Source organism: Shinella sp. GW821-FHT11G07 (genome assembly GCF_058808115.1).
This window is the reverse complement of sequence record NZ_JBXARJ010000013.1, coordinates 117,009-133,191: the sequence shown is the minus strand read 5'-3', so window position 1 is coordinate 133,191 and position 16,183 is coordinate 117,009. Positions and strand designations below refer to the sequence as shown.

Genomic DNA, 16,183 nt, shown 5'->3' with positions numbered 1-16,183 from the left:
TTAATGATTGGTTAACGGCCAATGGTTAACAAATGGTTAACGCCGTTAAGGATTTGGAAAGGAAAATGAAAAAAGCGTAAACGGGCGATGGCAGGTTTTTACGGTTTTCAACCTTTCCGCGCCAAAAATGCGACGAGCACTGCCTGCAAGTGGCACGATACCGTGCGATTTTGGAAAACAAGCGTTCCGTTTCGAGTCAGGCCGAATTTGGAATTGCAAGGATGTGTTGCATCTCATTAACTCATTATTAGAAGTTCCTGCTTAGAACTTTGCTTAGTTGTAAGAATTCTACATGTGTAGAGCTTGCAACCACTGGCGTGGGGATCGGAGCCGCCTTCTGGCTCTGTAAGCATGATGCCCTTCCGATACGCTGGCTCGTTCGAGTCATGTTCCATGAAAACAAGTTATCGTCCGCAAGGACACCCGAATTGCGAAGTCAATGAGGGGTCCGGGGGACGTCCAACGCTGCAGCAAGCGCAGGACATGCTGAGTATGCCGTAGAGGCGCCGAACCGGCCCTTTGCGCTGCGACTCGCAGGGCAATGACGTTTGTGGTCAGCCAACCATCAAGGGCGCGTTCATGACTTCAATCGTCACATCTCTTTCGATCAACCAGATCCGGGCGCTCTCGTCGACCGCGATCGCAAACCTCACCACAACCGACGTCGCAGCTCTCACTAGCACGCAGATCAAGGCGCTGAGCTCCACGCAGATCTCTGCTTTCGAGACCGAAGACCTTGCGGCCTTCTCCTCGACCCAGATCAGCGCCGTCACGGCCGCCGCCATCACCGGCCTCACCCTTTCGCAGATGGATGCGCTGGGCTCCACTAACATCGCCGGCCTCACCTCGTCGCAGATGAACGCGCTCAGCACGGCGCAGATCAGCCAGCTGAATTCCGATCAGGTCGAGGCTCTGTCGAGCACGCAGATCGCAGCCCTCAGCGCTGCCGCACTCGGCACGATGACCTCGGACGAAATCGGGACCTTCACCTCGGATGAAGTCGCTGCCATCTCTTCCAAGGTTCTGGCAAGCCTCTCCACCGCCGCCATCGCAAACTTCAACAGCGACCAGATCGGTGCCCTCAGCGCCAAGCAGGTTTCTTCGCTGACCAACGCCCAGATCGCCGTTCTGACCTCCGACCAGGTCGATGGCCTCAAGAGCGACCAGGTTGCTGCCCTCACCGCCAAGCAGATCACGGCGCTCACGACCGATGCCATCGCATCACTCGACAGCGACCAGATCGGCGCCCTGAACGCCAAGCAGATCGCAGCCTTCTCGACCGCGCAGGTCGCCATCCTCGACTCCGATCAGGTTGCCGCTCTGAGCAGCACCCAGATCGCAGCACTGAGCGCCGACGCACTCGGCACGATGACCTCGGAAGAGATCGCAACCTTCTCCTCCGATGAAATTGCCGCCATCTCCACCAAGGTTCTCTCGAGCCTCTCGACGGCAACCATTGCCAACCTCGACAGCGACAAGATTGCTGCCCTGACCTCCAAGCAGGTTGCTGCTCTCACCAACGCCCAGATCGGTGTCCTGACGTCCGACCAGATCGACGGCCTGTCCTCCGACAACGTCGCCGCCCTGACCGCCAAGCAGATCACGGCACTCACGACCGACGCGCTTACCTCGTTCGACAGCGACCAGATCGCTGCTCTGACGGCCAAGCAGGTCGCCGCCCTCTCCTCTGCCCAGGTCGACGTCCTGACCTCCGACCAGATCGACGCCCTCGACAGCGTCCAGATCGCAGCCCTCAGCGCAGCAGCGCTCGGCACGATGTCCTCCGACGAGATCGCAACCTTCACGTCTGACGAAGTTGCCGCAATCTCCACCAAGGTTCTGTCGAGCCTGTCCACCGCAACGATCGCAAACTTCGACAGCGCACAGATCGGTGCCCTGAACAGCAAGCAGCTCGCAGCGCTCACCACCGCCCAGATCGGCGTTCTGACCTCCGACCAGCTGGACGGCCTGTCCTCCGACAACATCACTGCCCTGACTGCCAAGCAGATCACGGCGCTGACGACCGAGGCTGTCGCTTCGCTCGAAAGCGACCAGGTTGCTGCCCTGTCGGCCAAGCAGGTTGCTGCAATGACGACCGGCCAGGTCGACGCCCTGACTTCGGATCAGGTCCAGGCTCTGACCAGCACGCAGATCGCGGCCCTCGGTGCCGTGGCGCTCGACACGATGTCCTCCGACGAGATCGCAACGTTCACGTCTGACGAAGTCGCCGCTATCTCCACCAAGGTTCTGTCCAGCCTCTCCACGGACACGATCGCCAACTTCGACAGCGACAAGATCGCAGCCCTGACCTCCAAGCAGGTTGCTGCCCTTACCAACGCTCAGCTCGGTGTTCTGACCTCCGATCAGCTGGACGGCCTGTCGACCGACAACATCGTTGCCCTGACCGCCAAGCAGATCACGGCGCTCACGACCGATGCCGTCGCATCGCTCGAAAGCGACCAGGTTGCCGCCCTGACGTCCAAGCAGGTCGCAGCCCTCACCACTGCCCAGGTCGACGCCCTGACCTCTGACCAGGTCCAGGCTCTGACGAGCACGCAGATCGCAGCCCTCAGCGCCGCCGCGCTGAACACGATGTCCTCCGACGAGATCACGACGTTCACGTCCGATGAAGTCGCAGCCATCTCCACCAAGGTTCTGTCTGCCCTCTCGACCGCTGCCATCGCCAACCTCGACAGCGACAAGATTGCCGCTCTCAGCAGCAAGCAGGTAGCAGCCCTGACCGCAGCCCAGATCGGCGTCCTGACGTCCGATCAGGTCGATGGTCTGACCAGCACCAACATCGTCGCCCTGACGGCCAAGCAGATCGAAGCGCTTACGACCGATGCCATCTCATCGCTCGACAGTGACCAGATCGCCGCCCTCTCGTCCAAGCAGGTCGCATCCTTCACCTCTGCTCAGATCGACTCGCTGACTTCCGACCAGGTCGAAGCCCTCGACAGCGCACAGATCGCAGCCCTCAGCGCCTCGGCACTGGGCACGATGACCTCCGAAGAACTGGGTAAGTTCACATCGGATGAAATCGCCGCCATCAGCACCAAGGTCCTGGCTGCCCTGTCCACCGCTGCCATCGGGAACTTCGCAAGCGATCAGATCGCAGCCCTGAGCTCTGCCCAGGTAGCCGCGCTCACCACCGCACAGGTCGCTACCCTGACCTCCGATCAGCTCGACGGCCTCAGCTCCGACCAGGTCAAGGCCCTCACGGCCAACCAGGTCGCAGTTCTGACCACCGATGCGATCGCATCGCTGGAAAGTGACCAGGTCGCAGCCCTGACCTCCAAGCAGGTTGCCGCCCTGACCACCGCACAGGTCGCAACCCTGACTTCAGACCAGGTCGACGCCCTGACGAGCACGCAGATCGCAGCCCTCAGCGCCGCAGCGCTCGGCACGATGAGCTCTGACGAGATCGGTACCTTCTCGTCCGACGAAATCGCCGCCATCAGCACCAAGGTTCTGGCCGGCCTGTCGACCGACATCGTGTCCTTCCTCAGCAGCGAGCAGATCGGTGCACTGAACACCGCTCAGCTTGCCTCCCTGACAACGGCACAGATCGGCGTTCTCTCCTCCGACCAGGTTGACGGTCTGTCGAGCGACAACATCGTCGCCCTGACGGCCAAGCAGATCGAAGCGCTCACGACCGACGCAATCTCGTCGCTCGACAGCGACCAGATGGCAGCCCTGACGAGCACCCAGATCGCAGCCCTCAGCACGGCTCAGATCACGACGCTCACTTCCGACCAGGTCGACGCCCTGACGAGCACGCAGATCGCAGCCCTCAGCTCCGCTGCACTCGACGCGCTGGCTTCGGATGAGATCGCGACCTTCACGTCGGACGAGATCGCCGCGATCAACGTCAAGGCACTGCCGGGCCTCTCCACCGAGGACATCGGCGCCCTGAGCTCGGAACAGGCTCGCGCCTTCACGAGCCAGCAGATCGGCGCCCTGAACAGCGCGCAGGTCGAAGCGATCATCGCAGCCTACAACGACGTCTGATCCAGACGGTCGATCCCGAAAACAGGCGGCGCGGTTCACACCGCGCCGCTTTTTCTTTGGGGATGGGGCTTGCAAACCCGCGCCACACGCCATCCTGCCGCGAAAAACGATCAGCCCGACGCAAGACAACTCCGATAGCAAGGCAAACGAGCTCCTTTTCGAGTCGTTCAACAGCCCGGCCAGCAGGCCTCTTGCCGCAGGATGTCCATGACTGTCAGCACCCCCATCGTTCCCGATCCGAACGCACCGCTCCTCAACCTGCTCGGACGCGCCCGCAACCAGCAGCTCTCGCTTGCCGAGCTGTTCCAGACCGCGGAAGCGCTGGCTGCTGGCGGCGCCACCCTGCCGGCGATCGAGCTCTACAAGACCTGGATCGCCTTCAACGACACCAATCCGCTGCTGCACCTTGCCTATTTCAACTTCGCGGTTTCGCTTTCGAAGGCCGGTGACACGGCAGCCACGATCCACGCCTTGCGCGCAGCGATCCGGATCAGCCCGCAATTCGGCCAGGCCCATATCAATCTCGGGCGGACGCTGGAGGATTGCGGCCTGACGGGACAAGCCGTCCAGCAATGGCGCACCTTTGCGGATGCGACAGCGGACGTAACACCCGACAAGATCAACAACCGCCTGCTGAGCCTCCAGCATATCGGCCGCGTTCTGGAAGCGACCGGCAAGCTCGAAGAGGCGGAAGCCGCCCTCTGGCAGGCGATGGAACTGCAACCCACGCGCACTGAAGCGGCCCAGCACTGGATTTCGCTCCGCATGCGCCAGTGCAAGTGGCCGGTCGTCGCACCGTCGACCCACATCACGTCGCGCCAGTTCATGGACGCGATGTCGTCCATGACGATCGCCTGCTACACCGACGATCCCCTCTTCCACATGGCAAAGGCGCACCGCTACTGCCAGGCGACCGTCGGCCGGCCGGCCGATTTCAAGGGCTTCGTGCGCAAGCCGGTGCGCCACAAGAGCGGAACCGGGCAGCGTCTGCGCGTCGGCTACGTCTCCTCGGACCTGCGCCAGCACGCCGTCGGTTTTGCACTGAGCGAACTGCTCGAACTGCACGACAAGTCCAATGTCGAGATCTTCGCCTACTATTGCGGCGAGCCGGTTCTCATCGACCAGACGCAGGCGCGAATCAAGCTGGCGGTCGACAATTGGTGCGACATCACCAAGTTGAGCGACGTCGACGCGGCCCGCCAGATCGTCGCCGACGAGATCGACGTACTGATCGACGTCAACGGGTATACCAAGCACGCCCGCACGAAAATTTTCGCCTATCGGCCGGCACCGGTCATCGTAAATTTCTGCGGTTATCCCGGCACGATGGCGAGCCCGTATCACCAGTACATGATCGCCGACGAACAGATCGTGCCGCCGGAAAACGAGCTGTATTATACCGAGAAGGTGCTTCGCATCCCCTGCAACCAGCCGGTGGACCGCAAGCGCACCGTCAATCCGCGCCCGACGCGAGCGGCGGTCGGCCTGCCGGAAGATGCCTTCGTCTTCGCAAGCTTCAACGGCATGCAGAAGATCACCGCCAACTGCTTTGCCCGCTGGATGGCCATCCTCACCGCGACGCCAGGCAGCGTGCTGTGGCTGCTGGTTGGCGATGACAGCGTCAACGAGCGCGTCAAGCAGATGGCCGAACAGGCTGGCGTCGCGCCGGAGCGACTGATCTTCGCCGGCAAGACCCAGAACCCGGATCACCTCGCCCGCATCGGCCTTGCCGACCTGTTCCTCGATACGTTCCCCTACGGCGCGCATTCCACCGCGGCCGACGCCATCACGCAGGGCCTGCCGGTACTGACCGTCGCCGGCAAGAGTTTCGCCTCGCGTTTCTGCGCCAGCATCGTCGTGGCGGCGGGCATTCCCGAACTCGTCTGCAAGAGCCCGGACGATTATGTGCGCCAGGCCGTCGCTTTCGCCAAGGATCCGACCCGTCTTGCCGCCGTCAAGGAATCCCTCCAGCAGCAGCGGGAAACCTGCGCGCTGCGCGACATGCCCGCCCTTGCCCGCCGGCTCGAGGAGCTGTTCTGGCAGATGCAGGGCGAGGCGGAGCGTGGCGAGACGCCCGTTCCTGACCTACGCAACCTTGACCTCTACTACGACGTGGGCGCTGAACTTGCAGCCGCGAACATCGACTTCGAAGACGACCAGGCCTACCGGCAGCGCTATCGCGCGCAGCTTGCCATCCTGAACGACTTCGCACCGCTTTCACCCGATGCCCGCCTCTGGACCTCCGCCGGATAATCACCCGGCAGACGACAGCCTTGCAGCGATCGACAATTCTGAATGACGAGGACAGCATGACCCCAGTTATCCTGGTGACCTTTGCCGGACGGCAGAAACGGATGGAAATCCTGACCCAGTACGTCCGGCGGGCGTTGGATCTCGGGATCATCGACGAGTGGCACATCTGGGATTTCACCCGCGCGGACGAAGACCACGCCTGGGTGACCCGGGAGTTCGGCCCCGCCCGCTACATGGGCTCGAAGGTGCCGTATCAGGCGGCCGGGACCGTGACACCCCAGGCCTCCTTCCGCACGAGCGCACGGATTCGTCACGATCTGCACATCGCGATCGTTCCGAACGATCGGTCGCAGGAGTGCTACGAAATCGTGGTCGGCGGCTGGAAGAACACCCATTCCGCGCTTCGCAAGATCACGCGCGACCAACTCCAGAATTTCGACCGGGACAACCAGGCCAATCTCTGGACCAAGCCGACGCCGGGCGCGCTCTCCCCGGGACAACCCAATGAGGTCGCGCTGATGATCGATTCGGCCGGCGTGCCGACGCTGCGAATCAACGGTGCGACGATCGGCACCTGGCCGGAGCTGAACCTCGGCGCCGGCGCCTCGGTTCTCATTCGCGGCGGCTGGGGCGCCGATCTCGAACTCTGCGACGTCAACGCCCGGACCCGGCGCTATATCGGCAATCCGCGGGAGCAGTTGCCGTACTTCCAGGCCTACGAATATTACGCAACGCGAATCGACGCCTTCTCCGACGCGGTCTTCCTGAAGTGCGATGATGACATCGTCTATCTCGACATCGACAAGCTGGACGGCTTCATCCAGTTCCGCCGCGCCAACCCGCACTATTTCATCGTCTCGGCAAACGTCGTGAACAATGGCGTCTGCGCCTACTTCCAGCAGCAGGCGGGCTCCCTTCCGGCAAGCGTCGGCGATTTCGAGCGCCCGCCGGGCGGTTTTGGCGGAACCCTCTGGGAGAGTGCGGAACGCGCCACCCAGCTGCACGCTTTCTTCCTCGGCACCGGCGGCGCGGCCCTTCCCCTCCCCGAACCCGTCGTCGACTGGACCGAACGGCAGTCGATCAACTTCATCGCCTGGCTCGGGCGCGACCTGCGTCACATGGCGCTGCCGCAGGGCGACGACGAGCACGCCCTCACCATCGGCGTGCCGACCTTCCTGGACCGGCCGTCCGCGATCTATTCCGACTTCATGGTGAGCCATCTGAGCTTTGGCCCGCAGGAGCGCGGCTGGGAACCGACCGCACTGATCGAAGCCTATGAGGTTTTGATGCGCGACCGGCTGTTTCCGGCGGATGCACCACGGCTGCGGGCTGCAGGCTGACGCGACAGGTTCAATTCAGGACAGATTGGCATGGGTGTGAAAGAGAAAATCCTCATCGTGGGCGCCGGGCTTTCCGGCGCCGTCATCGGCCGCGAGCTCGCACAGGAGGGCTACAAGGTCGAGATCATCGATTCGCGCAGCCACATCGCCGGCAACTGCCACACCGAGCGGGACGAAGCGACCGGCGTGATGGTGCACATCTACGGCCCGCACATCTTCCATACCGACGACACCGAGGTCTGGGACTATGTGAACGGCTTTACGACCTTCATGCCCTACAAGAACCGCGTGAAGACGACGAGCGGTGGTCAGGTCTATTCTCTGCCGGTCAACCTGCACACGATCAACCAGTTCTTCGGTAAGACCTTCCGACCGGACGAGGCCCGCACCTTCCTCGAAGATCAGGCGGACAGGACGATCACGGATCCGCAGACCTTCGAGGAGCAGGCGTTGCGCTTCGTCGGAAACGACCTCTACGAGGCCTTCTTCAAGGGCTATACCCAGAAGCAATGGGGCTGCTCGCCGACGGCACTTCCGGCCTCGATCCTCAAGCGGCTGCCGGTGCGCTTCAACTACGACGACAACTACTTCTTCCATAAATACCAGGGCATGCCGGAAAACGGCTATACGGACATGATCGAGCGTATCCTCGATCATCCCAACATCAAGGTGACGCTGGACACCGTGTTCAACCGGGACGACGTGGAGAGCTTCGCCCACGTCTTCTATTCCGGACCGCTCGACGGCTATTTCGACTACGAGCTCGGCCGGCTCGGCTATCGCACGCTCGATTTCGAGCGCTTCACCTATGACGGCGACTATCAGGGCTGTGCGGTGATGAACTACGGCGACGTCTCGGTGCCGTACACCCGGATTACCGAGCATAAGCATTTCTCGCCGTGGGAAGAACATGCCGGTTCCGTCTGTTACCGCGAGTTCTCACGCGCCTGCGAACCGCAGGACATTCCCTACTACCCGATCCGACTGGTCGAGGAGAAGGCGCAGCTCACCGAGTATGTCGCCCGCGCCGAACAGGAAAGCGGCGTCACCTTCGTCGGGCGGCTCGGCACATATCGCTATCTCGACATGGACGTGACCATCCGCGAGGCACTCGATACGGCCAGGCTCTATCTCGCCCGGAAGGCAGAGAATGCTAGAATGTCGACCTTCCTGCACGCGCCGCTTTAAGGCGTCTGCCGATGAACGACGAAGGCCCCGGCAAAACCGGGGCCTCCTGAATAATGCGAAGGGTTTAGGCCTCGTCTTCCGATTAACGGAAGAGCGTGAGGATGCCTTCGGCCGAGGAGTTGGCGATCGACAGGGCCTGGATGCCGAGCTGCTGCTGGGTCTGCAGGGCCTTGAGGCGGGTCGATTCTTCGTTCATGTCGGCGTCGACGAGGCGGCCGATACCGCTGTCGATGGCGTCGATGAGCTTGGAAGCGAAGTCTTCCTGCAGGTCGATGCGCATGGATATCGAGCCGAGCTGCGAAGCAGCCTTGGTCATCAGCTGGATGGCGGCTTCCGTCAGGTTGAGGGCTTCGGCCATCTCAGCGTCGGTGAAGTCGGTGATGTCGAGCGTCACGACGGTGTCGGTGATGGAGTAGGTGTTGGCGGTCGGGTCGATGTCGTCACCAGACGTGCCGAGGATACCGCCGGCGCTCTGGAGGTGATCGGCCGTGTCGACCGTGCCGAACAGGACGTTCTGGCCATCGGCGGTCAGTTCGTCCAGCGTGTAGACCGTGGTGTTGACCTTGACCGTACCGGAAGCATCACGAACGAAGCCCGAAACGATCGTCTTGTCGGCAACGACGTCGGCAGCGGTGCTGTCGAAGACGAGCCAGTTCTGGCCGTTGAAAGCTGCGCCGGAGGCGATGGAAACCAGCTGCTGCTGAAGCTGCGTGATTTCTTCCTGAACCTTGGCCTTGTCGACGCCCTGTTCGGTCGCCGCCGTAACCTTCTTCTTCATTTCCTTCACGACGTCGATGGCGGCTTCCATACCGGCATAGGCGGTATCTACCTTGGCAGCACCGAGGCCGAGGGCGTCCTGAACGGCGGAAAGCGCCATGTTATCGGAGCGCATGGTGGTAGCGATCGACCAATAGGCGGCGTTGTCGGCGGCTTCACCGACGCGCATGCCGGACGATACGCGGCCCTGCGTGGTTTCCATGGCGCTGCCGATAGAGCGCAGGGTATTGAGCGCGGACATTGCCGCGACGTTGGTCAGAATGCTGGTCATGTTAAAAGTGCCCCTTGAATGGCTGACTGAGGAAGGGCATTCCGGATGTTACCGGGGAACGGTGGTCAGCATCATGCCTGCCAACCGGTTAAGTTGTTTGGTTAACCCACCGTTTCGATGACCCAAGAAGACCGCAATAAAGTTAAGGAATTCTTTCTCGCCGAATAAAAATAAAAAAAGGCCGCACCCGTCGCCGGGTGCGGCCTTTTTTTTGGGGTCTGGCGCGGGTCAGCCTCCGCGCCGTTTCCCGTCCGTTTATTAACGGAAGAGCGAGAGGATGTTCTGCGAGTTGGAGTTCGCGATCGACAGCGACTGGATGGCGAGCTGCTGCTGGGTCTGCAGAGCCTTCAGGCGGGTCGATTCCTCGTTCATGTCGGCGTCGACCAGGCGGCCGATACCCTTGTCGAGGGCCGAAGTCAGCTTCGAAGCGAAGTCTTCCTGCAGGCCGATACGCATGGAGAGCGAGCCGAGGTTCGAACCAGCCTTGGCGAGGTTGGTCAGAGCCGTTTCGATCGTGTCGAGGTGGCCTGCAACTTCAGCGTCGGTCGTGGCGTCGGTCAGCTCGATAGCGAGCGTGTCGGCCAGGTAGCCCGTGCTGTCGTCGACTTCGCCGGTGGACGGGTCATAGGCACCGAACAGGGCGTTTGCAGCCGAGTCGTAGGTTGCCGTCGTGACCTTGACCGTACCGTCGTCGCCGCGCACGAAGCCGGTGACAACCGTGGTTTCGGCGGAGCCGCCGGCCAGCCAGTTTTCGCCGTTGAACGTGGCGGATGCGCCGATGCTCTTGAGCTGGTCCTGAAGCTGGGTGATTTCTTCCTGGACCTTGACCTTGTCAACGCCCTGCTCGGTTGCGGTGACGAGCTTCTGCTTCAGCGTCTTGACGACGTCGATGGCAGCTTCGACACCGCCGTAAGCGACGTCAACCTTGGCGGCGCCGAGGCCGAGAGCGTCCTGAACAGCGGAAAGGGCTGCATTGTCGGAACGCATGGTGGTCGCGATCGACCAGTAGGCAGCGTTGTCCTTGGCCGCGCCAACGCGCTGGCCGGACGAAATGCGGCCCTGCGTCGTTTCCATGTCGTTGTTGATCGTGCGCAGCGTCTGGAGAGCTGCCATGGCAGAGGTGTTGGTGAGAATGCTCGACATTCTAGTTGTCCCTTTGAACTAAATACTGATGGGGGACATACCGGACTAAAAGACTTACCGGTTACGGCGGTTCGGCGTCATGCCAACTCGGTTTCTCCAGAGACCTGAAGGGATACCAAACCCGTCGTGTGAGCCCAAACCTCGCAGCCAATCCTTGCCAACTTCTTAAATCGGGCAAGGGGGCGCAAACCACTGGGAAACAGGGTGAACGACGGGTAAATCTGTATGGTTAAGAGGGTCTAACTGAAGGACCGCACGAGGCTGCCGACGAGCAGATTCCAGCCATCGATGAGCACGAAGAACAGGATCTTGAAGGGCAGCGAAATCGATGTGGGCGGCAGCATCATCATGCCCATGGCCATGGTGATGGTGGCGACGATCATGTCGATGACGAGGAAGGGCAAAACGACCAGGAAGCCGATTTCGAAGCCGCGGCGGATTTCAGAAATCATGAAGGCCGGGATGACGACGCGCAGGTCCGCAACGTTGTCCTGCACGACCGTCTGGCCGCGCTCTTCGGCAAGCGAGATGAAGAGCTCGATATCCTTGTCGCGGGTATTGGCCACCATGAATTCGCGGAACGGCTCGGCGATACGCTTGGCGGCTTCCGTTTCGTCGATCTGGTTGGCGATCAGCGGCTCGACGCCGTTCTGCCAGGCGCGGTCGAAGGTCGGCGCCATGACGTAGAAGGTCATGAACAGCGCGAGCGACACGAGAATCATGTTGGACGGCGTGGTGGCAAGCCCCATGCCGGAGCGCAGGATCGAGAACGCGATGACGAAGCGCGGAAAGCTCGTCACCATGATGAGGATGCCGGGCGCGACCGAAAGGATGGTCAGCAGTCCGAAGGTGCGGATGATCCAGGAGGCGGCCGAGCCGTCGATTTGCCCGTTGAGAAGCCCCTCCGGCAGCTGCAACTGCTGCTGGGCGTAGGCCATACCGGTCATCGCCATCATGGCGACGAAGGTCAGAAGGGCACGAATCATTCGATCACAAAGGTTCGGAACATGACGTTGGTTACGCGCCCTTCCGACCTGAGGTCAACCCGCTCCTGCAGGTCTTCCCTGAGATATTGGAAACCGCGCGGTCCCTGCACCTGCTGAAGCGAGACCGTGCGCATGTAGGCCAGGATATCCTGGTGGATTTCCTCGGCAAGCGCGACGTTCGGCGCGCCCTTGAACATGAGCGCGACTTCGAGACGGACGCGGTTGTCGGACGGGTAGGCAAGGTTGCTGGTGATCGGATCGAGCAGCACGATGCCGTTCGCTTCGGTGGAGATGTGGGGCACTTCCTGCCCCGCCTCGCCTTCTGCAGCACCGCCCTCGGGTTCAGCCTTCGCCACCTCTTCCGCCGGCTTTTCGGCGGGAGGCGGTGCCAGCATGTTGCCGACGAGCCAGCCGCCGCCGCCGGCAAGCAGCGTCAGCACGGCGATGGCCGCGATGGTGATGATCAGCGTCGGCTTCTTCTTCGCCGGGCCGTCGCCCTGTTCTTCTTCCGCCATGTGCTTCTTCCCGGGTTGTTGGGCTCGTCCGCGTCAGAGCGGCGAGAACAGATCGACGGCCTGCTGGCCCCACGGCGGCTGCTGCACTTCGGTCAGGCGGCCGCGGCCACCGTAGGAGATGCGGGCTTCCGCGACACGCTCGTAGGCGATCATGTTGTCGGAATCGACATCCTGAGGCCGCACGATGCCGGCCACGTTGAGGATGCGCAACTCATGGTTGACTCGCACTTCCTGCGAGCCGCTGATCAGAAGGTTGCCGTTCTCGATGACGCCGGTCACGACGGCCGCGACGAGCAGGTTCAGCCGCTCGGAGCGTTCCGTCGTGCCGTCGCCCTTGGTGCTGGTCGACGAGCCGTAGGTCAGGTCGCCTTTCCCCTCGACATCGGGGAGATCGCCGCTGGCGCCGATGCCAATGTTCATGCCGCTCTTGTTGGTGCGCGAGCGGTCGGTCTTGTTGTCGAAGGTCGCGCGGTCGTTGACGCGGATATTGACGGTCAGGATGTCGCCCACCTTGAAGGCGCGCGAATCCTTGAAGAGCGCCGACTGCTGGTCGCTCCAGATAGAATACCCGGCGGCGGCCGTGCGCGGCTGCTTCGGATAGGCCGCCAATTGCGGCGTTTCGGCATAGTTGAGGCCGCTCCCGATAGGGCTCATCGCCGGCGCTTTGCCGATCTCGTTCAGAGCCTGGCTGGAGCAGCTCGTCAAAGCCAGCACGACGGCCAGAGCAGAGGCGGTCTTCTTCATGACGGATCCTTTGGCGTGTTCGCATTGCCGGCAATGGCGATAATGCGGGTGAGGAGGGCTGCCTTGTCGGCCGGCATTTCACCGAGAATGGTGCTCGACTGGCGCGGCGGCAGCTTCATCACGATCGCCGAAGCGATCTCCGGATTGATCTCCGCAAGCTGTGCGGCGGCGGCATCCGGTTTCATCTTCCGGTAGATTTCGACCAAGCCCCCTTCGGCCATCTTCAGGAAATCGTTGCGGCGCTTGAGCCAGTCCTCGTATTCGGCACGTCGGGTTTCCAGCACTTTGATGCGTTCGTCGACATCCTTCTGGAGGGTTTCGAGTTCCTGCTTCTGAATGAGGTAGCGCTGGTCGCGCGCGGCATCCGCAATATTGGTGCAGAACGCACGGATTTCGTCGGCACTCGCACTGGTGGTGGAGATGACGGGGCGCTCTTCGGCAAAGGCGCCGGGAATGGCCATCAGGACAAAGCCGGCGACCGGCAAGGCAAGCTTGCGGGCCAGGGTCTTTGCCGCCGCGGAAAGGGTGGGCTCGGTCTTCATTGCAGCACCAGTTCTGCCTGGAGGGCGCCTGCAGTCTTGATGCTCTGCAGGATCGAGATGATGCCGTCGGGTTTGACGCCAATGCTGTTCAACCCGGAGACGAGCGAGCGCAGGCTGGAGCCGTCGAGCAGGGCGACCTGGCCGCCGTCCTGCTGGACGAGAATGTCGGTGTTCGGCTCGACTGCCGTCACGCCGTCGGAAAAGGGTTCGGGTTGCACGACCTGCGGCATCTCGTTGACCTGCACGGTGAGCGTGCCGTAGCTGACGGCGACCGGCGAAATTCGCACGTCCTGGCCGATGACGATCGTTCCCGTGCGTTCGTTGATGACGACACGCGCCGGCACATCCGTTTCGACGACAAGGTTTTCGATATCCGCCATTAGACGGGCAAGGTCGGCCATCTTCGGCTTGGCGACGTGGACGGACTGTGAATCGCGCGATTCGGCGATCGGCGAACCGTATTGGGCGGCTGCATAACGATTGATCGCATCCGCCATGCCGACCGCCGTCGAGAAGTCCGGATTGCGAAGCTGCAGGACGAGGTCGGACGAATCCTTGAAGCGCGAGGGCAGCTCGCGTTCGATGATCGCGCCGTTCGGTACGCGGCCGGCGGTCGTAACACCCTGCTGGACGGACGCGGCGTCGCCCGAGGCGCTGACGCCCGTGACGACGATCGAGCCCTGCGCGACCGCATAGATCTGACCGTCAGCGCCGGTCAGCGACGTCATGACGAGCGTGCCGCCGCGCAGCGACGTCGAATCACCGAGCGAACCGACGGTCACGTCGATACGGCTGCCGGGGCTGGAGAAGGGCGGCAGATTGGCGGTGACGAGCACGGCCGCGATATTCTTCGCGCGGCTCTGCGTACCGACCATCGAGATGCCGAGGTTTTGCAACATCGCGCGCATGGATTGTTCGGTAAACGGCGACGAACGCATGCTGTCGCCCGTGCCCTGGAGGCCGACGACGAGGCCGTAGCCGATGAGCTGGTTTTCGCGCCCGGATTGAAGCGAGGCGATGTCCTTGATGCGGGCGGCCGACAGGGCCGGACCGACCGCAAGGGCGAGGCAGGTAACGACGGCGAGAGCGCGGAGGAAGAGGGAACGCATCATTTCGCCACCACGTGCACGGTTCCATCGCCCATGACCGTGCCGGAAACGATCACACCGGAATCCTTGTTGCGAACCTTGATGAGTTCACCGACCGCGGCGTCCTGTAGCGGCGTGCCGGAGGCGCGCAGAATCAGCGAACCGTTGTCGAAGACGAGCTGGACGGTGGTGCCGCGGGAAACCGCGAAAGGCTCGCGCAGCGCCGAGGTGAGGATGACCCGCCCCGGCAACAGCGTGCGCTTGGAAATCAAGCCACTGACGGCATTGATGTTTTCGGCATAACCGTTGACGAGGTTCGGGTTGGTGACCTCGACCTCCTCGAGCTGTCCCGCCTGGATCTCCTCGCCGGGATAGATGATGCGCTTCGGCACGACGGCGGTGCGCATGTCCGCAAGCGCGGCATCGGCCACGAATAGGCCGAGGAGCGCGAGCAAGGCTGCACGGCCGTGGGCCGAGACGATCTTTCCTCTGCGAAGAGCTGCTGTCAGGCGAAACATCATGTTCCCCGTATGTCCGTTGTTATCTCAGGTTCTTGCTGACCACGGCCGCCATTTCGTCCGCTGCCTGGATGATCTTCGAGTTCATCTCATAGGCACGCTGTGCCGAGATGAGATCGGTGATTTCCTTGACCGGATCAACGTTGGAGGCTTCGAGGTAATTCTGCTGGATGTAGGCGAAGCCCGCTTCATCCGGAGCGCCGACATTGGCTGCACCGGAAGCGGCAGTTTCGCGGAACAGGTTTTCGCCGAGCGGCTCGAGGCCGGCTTCGTTGACGAAGTTTGCCAGCGTGATCTGGCCGAGGTCCTGCTGATCGCCGCCGACCGTCGCGAAGACCTGGCCGGACTTGCTGACGGTCACTTCCGTCGCATCCTGCGGCACGGTGATGCCGGGCACGACCGTATAGCCGTCGAGGGTGACGAGCTGGCCATCGGCATTGGTGTTGAAGGCGCCGGCGCGCGTATATAGCGTGGTGCCGTCCGCCGCCTCGATCTGGAACCAGCCGCGGCCGATCAGGGCGAGGTCGAAGGAGTTGCCGGTGCTCGTCAGGCCGCCCTGGAGGTGCAGGTTGCGAATGGCGGCGGTCTTCACGCCAAGACCGATGATCGCACCTTCCGGCACGACGGACTGGTTGGCACGGTTCGGCACGCCTGCGGCGCGCTCCGTCTGGTAGAGCAGGTCGGAAAACTCGGCGCGGGCGCGCTTGAAGCCGGTCGTGTTGATGTTCGCGATGTTGTTCGCGATGACTTCAAGGTTGGTCTGCTGGGCGTTCATGCCGGTGGCGGCGATGGCAAGGGCTTTCATGT

At 62.2% G+C, this 16,183-nt stretch carries 13 protein-coding genes; 4 read left to right on the top strand and 9 right to left on the bottom strand.

The features are described 5' to 3' along the window. Window positions 1-579: 579 nt before the first annotated feature. The 4 genes from AC1RT2_RS23645 to glf all read left to right on the top strand — a co-directional run bounded on the left by AC1RT2_RS23645 (window position 580) and on the right by glf (window position 8,792). Window positions 580-4,011, top strand: a complete 3,432-nt coding sequence (locus AC1RT2_RS23645; protein ID WP_493105835.1) for a beta strand repeat-containing protein — start codon at window positions 580-582, stop codon at window positions 4,009-4,011. Between the two features lie 207 nt (window positions 4,012-4,218). Continuing rightward, window positions 4,219-6,264 carry an O-linked N-acetylglucosamine transferase, SPINDLY family protein gene (locus AC1RT2_RS23640; protein WP_493105833.1) on the top strand — a complete coding sequence of 682 codons (2,046 nt, stop codon included), beginning with the start codon at window positions 4,219-4,221 and terminating at the stop codon, window positions 6,262-6,264. Window positions 6,265-6,320: 56 nt separating this feature from the next. Then, the gene (locus AC1RT2_RS23635; RefSeq protein ID WP_493105831.1) at window positions 6,321-7,604 is read left to right on the top strand and encodes a DUF6250 domain-containing protein; all 1,284 of its coding nucleotides are present in this window, start codon (window positions 6,321-6,323) and stop codon (window positions 7,602-7,604) included. Between the two features lie 30 nt (window positions 7,605-7,634). After that, on the top strand, window positions 7,635-8,792 hold the full coding sequence (gene glf / locus AC1RT2_RS23630; protein WP_493105829.1) for a UDP-galactopyranose mutase: 1,158 nt from the start codon (window positions 7,635-7,637) through the stop codon (window positions 8,790-8,792). Window positions 8,793-8,874: 82 nt separating this feature from the next. Here the strand turns inward: glf and AC1RT2_RS23625 are convergent, their stop codons facing one another. From AC1RT2_RS23625 to flgG, 9 genes are all read right to left on the bottom strand, one after another. Further along, window positions 8,875-9,840 (bottom strand): flagellin N-terminal helical domain-containing protein, encoded by a 966-nt coding sequence (locus AC1RT2_RS23625; protein ID WP_069059955.1) that lies wholly within the window; start codon window positions 9,838-9,840, stop codon window positions 8,875-8,877. Window positions 9,841-10,098: 258 nt separating this feature from the next. After that, entirely contained in the window at window positions 10,099-10,983 is an 885-nt protein-coding gene (locus AC1RT2_RS23620; RefSeq protein WP_069059956.1) for a flagellin N-terminal helical domain-containing protein, read from the bottom strand. A gap of 239 nt (window positions 10,984-11,222) precedes the next feature. Beyond that, complete coding sequence (gene fliP / locus AC1RT2_RS23615; RefSeq protein WP_069059957.1) at window positions 11,223-11,969, bottom strand: flagellar type III secretion system pore protein FliP; 747 nt, start codon at window positions 11,967-11,969, stop codon at window positions 11,223-11,225. Then, entirely contained in the window at window positions 11,966-12,484 is a 519-nt protein-coding gene (locus tag AC1RT2_RS23610; RefSeq protein ID WP_069059958.1) for a flagellar basal body-associated FliL family protein, read from the bottom strand. Before AC1RT2_RS23610 ends, fliP begins: the two co-directional genes overlap by 4 nt. A gap of 33 nt (window positions 12,485-12,517) precedes the next feature. Further along, on the bottom strand, window positions 12,518-13,228 hold the full coding sequence (flgH, locus tag AC1RT2_RS23605; protein WP_069059959.1) for a flagellar basal body L-ring protein FlgH: 711 nt from the start codon (window positions 13,226-13,228) through the stop codon (window positions 12,518-12,520). Further along, entirely contained in the window at window positions 13,225-13,770 is a 546-nt protein-coding gene (locus AC1RT2_RS23600; RefSeq protein WP_069059960.1) for a MotE family protein, read from the bottom strand. The genes flgH and AC1RT2_RS23600 overlap by 4 nt, the downstream gene beginning before the upstream one ends. After that, on the bottom strand, window positions 13,767-14,879 hold the full coding sequence (locus tag AC1RT2_RS23595; RefSeq protein ID WP_493105896.1) for a flagellar basal body P-ring protein FlgI: 1,113 nt from the start codon (window positions 14,877-14,879) through the stop codon (window positions 13,767-13,769). Before AC1RT2_RS23595 ends, AC1RT2_RS23600 begins: the two co-directional genes overlap by 4 nt. After that, entirely contained in the window at window positions 14,879-15,379 is a 501-nt protein-coding gene (flgA, locus tag AC1RT2_RS23590; protein ID WP_493105825.1) for a flagellar basal body P-ring formation chaperone FlgA, read from the bottom strand. The genes AC1RT2_RS23595 and flgA overlap by 1 nt, the downstream gene beginning before the upstream one ends. A gap of 19 nt (window positions 15,380-15,398) precedes the next feature. Next, window positions 15,399-16,181: a flagellar basal-body rod protein FlgG gene (gene flgG / locus AC1RT2_RS23585; RefSeq protein WP_069059963.1), complete on the bottom strand. Its 783-nt coding sequence runs from the start codon at window positions 16,179-16,181 to the stop codon at window positions 15,399-15,401. Between the last annotated feature and the right edge of the window lie 2 nt (window positions 16,182-16,183).

Bases quoted from the DNA above. Each gene is read 5' to 3' on its own strand.
- AC1RT2_RS23645 (WP_493105835.1), top strand. From the start codon at position 580: ATGACTTCAATCGTCACATCTCTTTCGATCAACCAGATCCGGGCGCTC.
- AC1RT2_RS23640 (WP_493105833.1), top strand. From the start codon at position 4,219: ATGACTGTCAGCACCCCCATCGTTCCCGATCCGAACGCACCGCTCCTC.
- AC1RT2_RS23635 (WP_493105831.1), top strand. From the start codon at position 6,321: ATGACCCCAGTTATCCTGGTGACCTTTGCCGGACGGCAGAAACGGATG.
- glf (WP_493105829.1), top strand. From the start codon at position 7,635: ATGGGTGTGAAAGAGAAAATCCTCATCGTGGGCGCCGGGCTTTCCGGC.
- AC1RT2_RS23625 (WP_069059955.1), bottom strand. From the start codon at position 9,840: ATGACCAGCATTCTGACCAACGTCGCGGCAATGTCCGCGCTCAATACC.
- AC1RT2_RS23620 (WP_069059956.1), bottom strand. From the start codon at position 10,983: ATGTCGAGCATTCTCACCAACACCTCTGCCATGGCAGCTCTCCAGACG.
- fliP (WP_069059957.1), bottom strand. From the start codon at position 11,969: ATGATTCGTGCCCTTCTGACCTTCGTCGCCATGATGGCGATGACCGGT.
- AC1RT2_RS23610 (WP_069059958.1), bottom strand. From the start codon at position 12,484: ATGGCGGAAGAAGAACAGGGCGACGGCCCGGCGAAGAAGAAGCCGACG.
- flgH (WP_069059959.1), bottom strand. From the start codon at position 13,228: ATGAAGAAGACCGCCTCTGCTCTGGCCGTCGTGCTGGCTTTGACGAGC.
- AC1RT2_RS23600 (WP_069059960.1), bottom strand. From the start codon at position 13,770: ATGAAGACCGAGCCCACCCTTTCCGCGGCGGCAAAGACCCTGGCCCGC.
- AC1RT2_RS23595 (WP_493105896.1), bottom strand. From the start codon at position 14,879: ATGCGTTCCCTCTTCCTCCGCGCTCTCGCCGTCGTTACCTGCCTCGCC.
- flgA (WP_493105825.1), bottom strand. From the start codon at position 15,379: ATGATGTTTCGCCTGACAGCAGCTCTTCGCAGAGGAAAGATCGTCTCG.
- flgG (WP_069059963.1), bottom strand. From the start codon at position 16,181: ATGAAAGCCCTTGCCATCGCCGCCACCGGCATGAACGCCCAGCAGACC.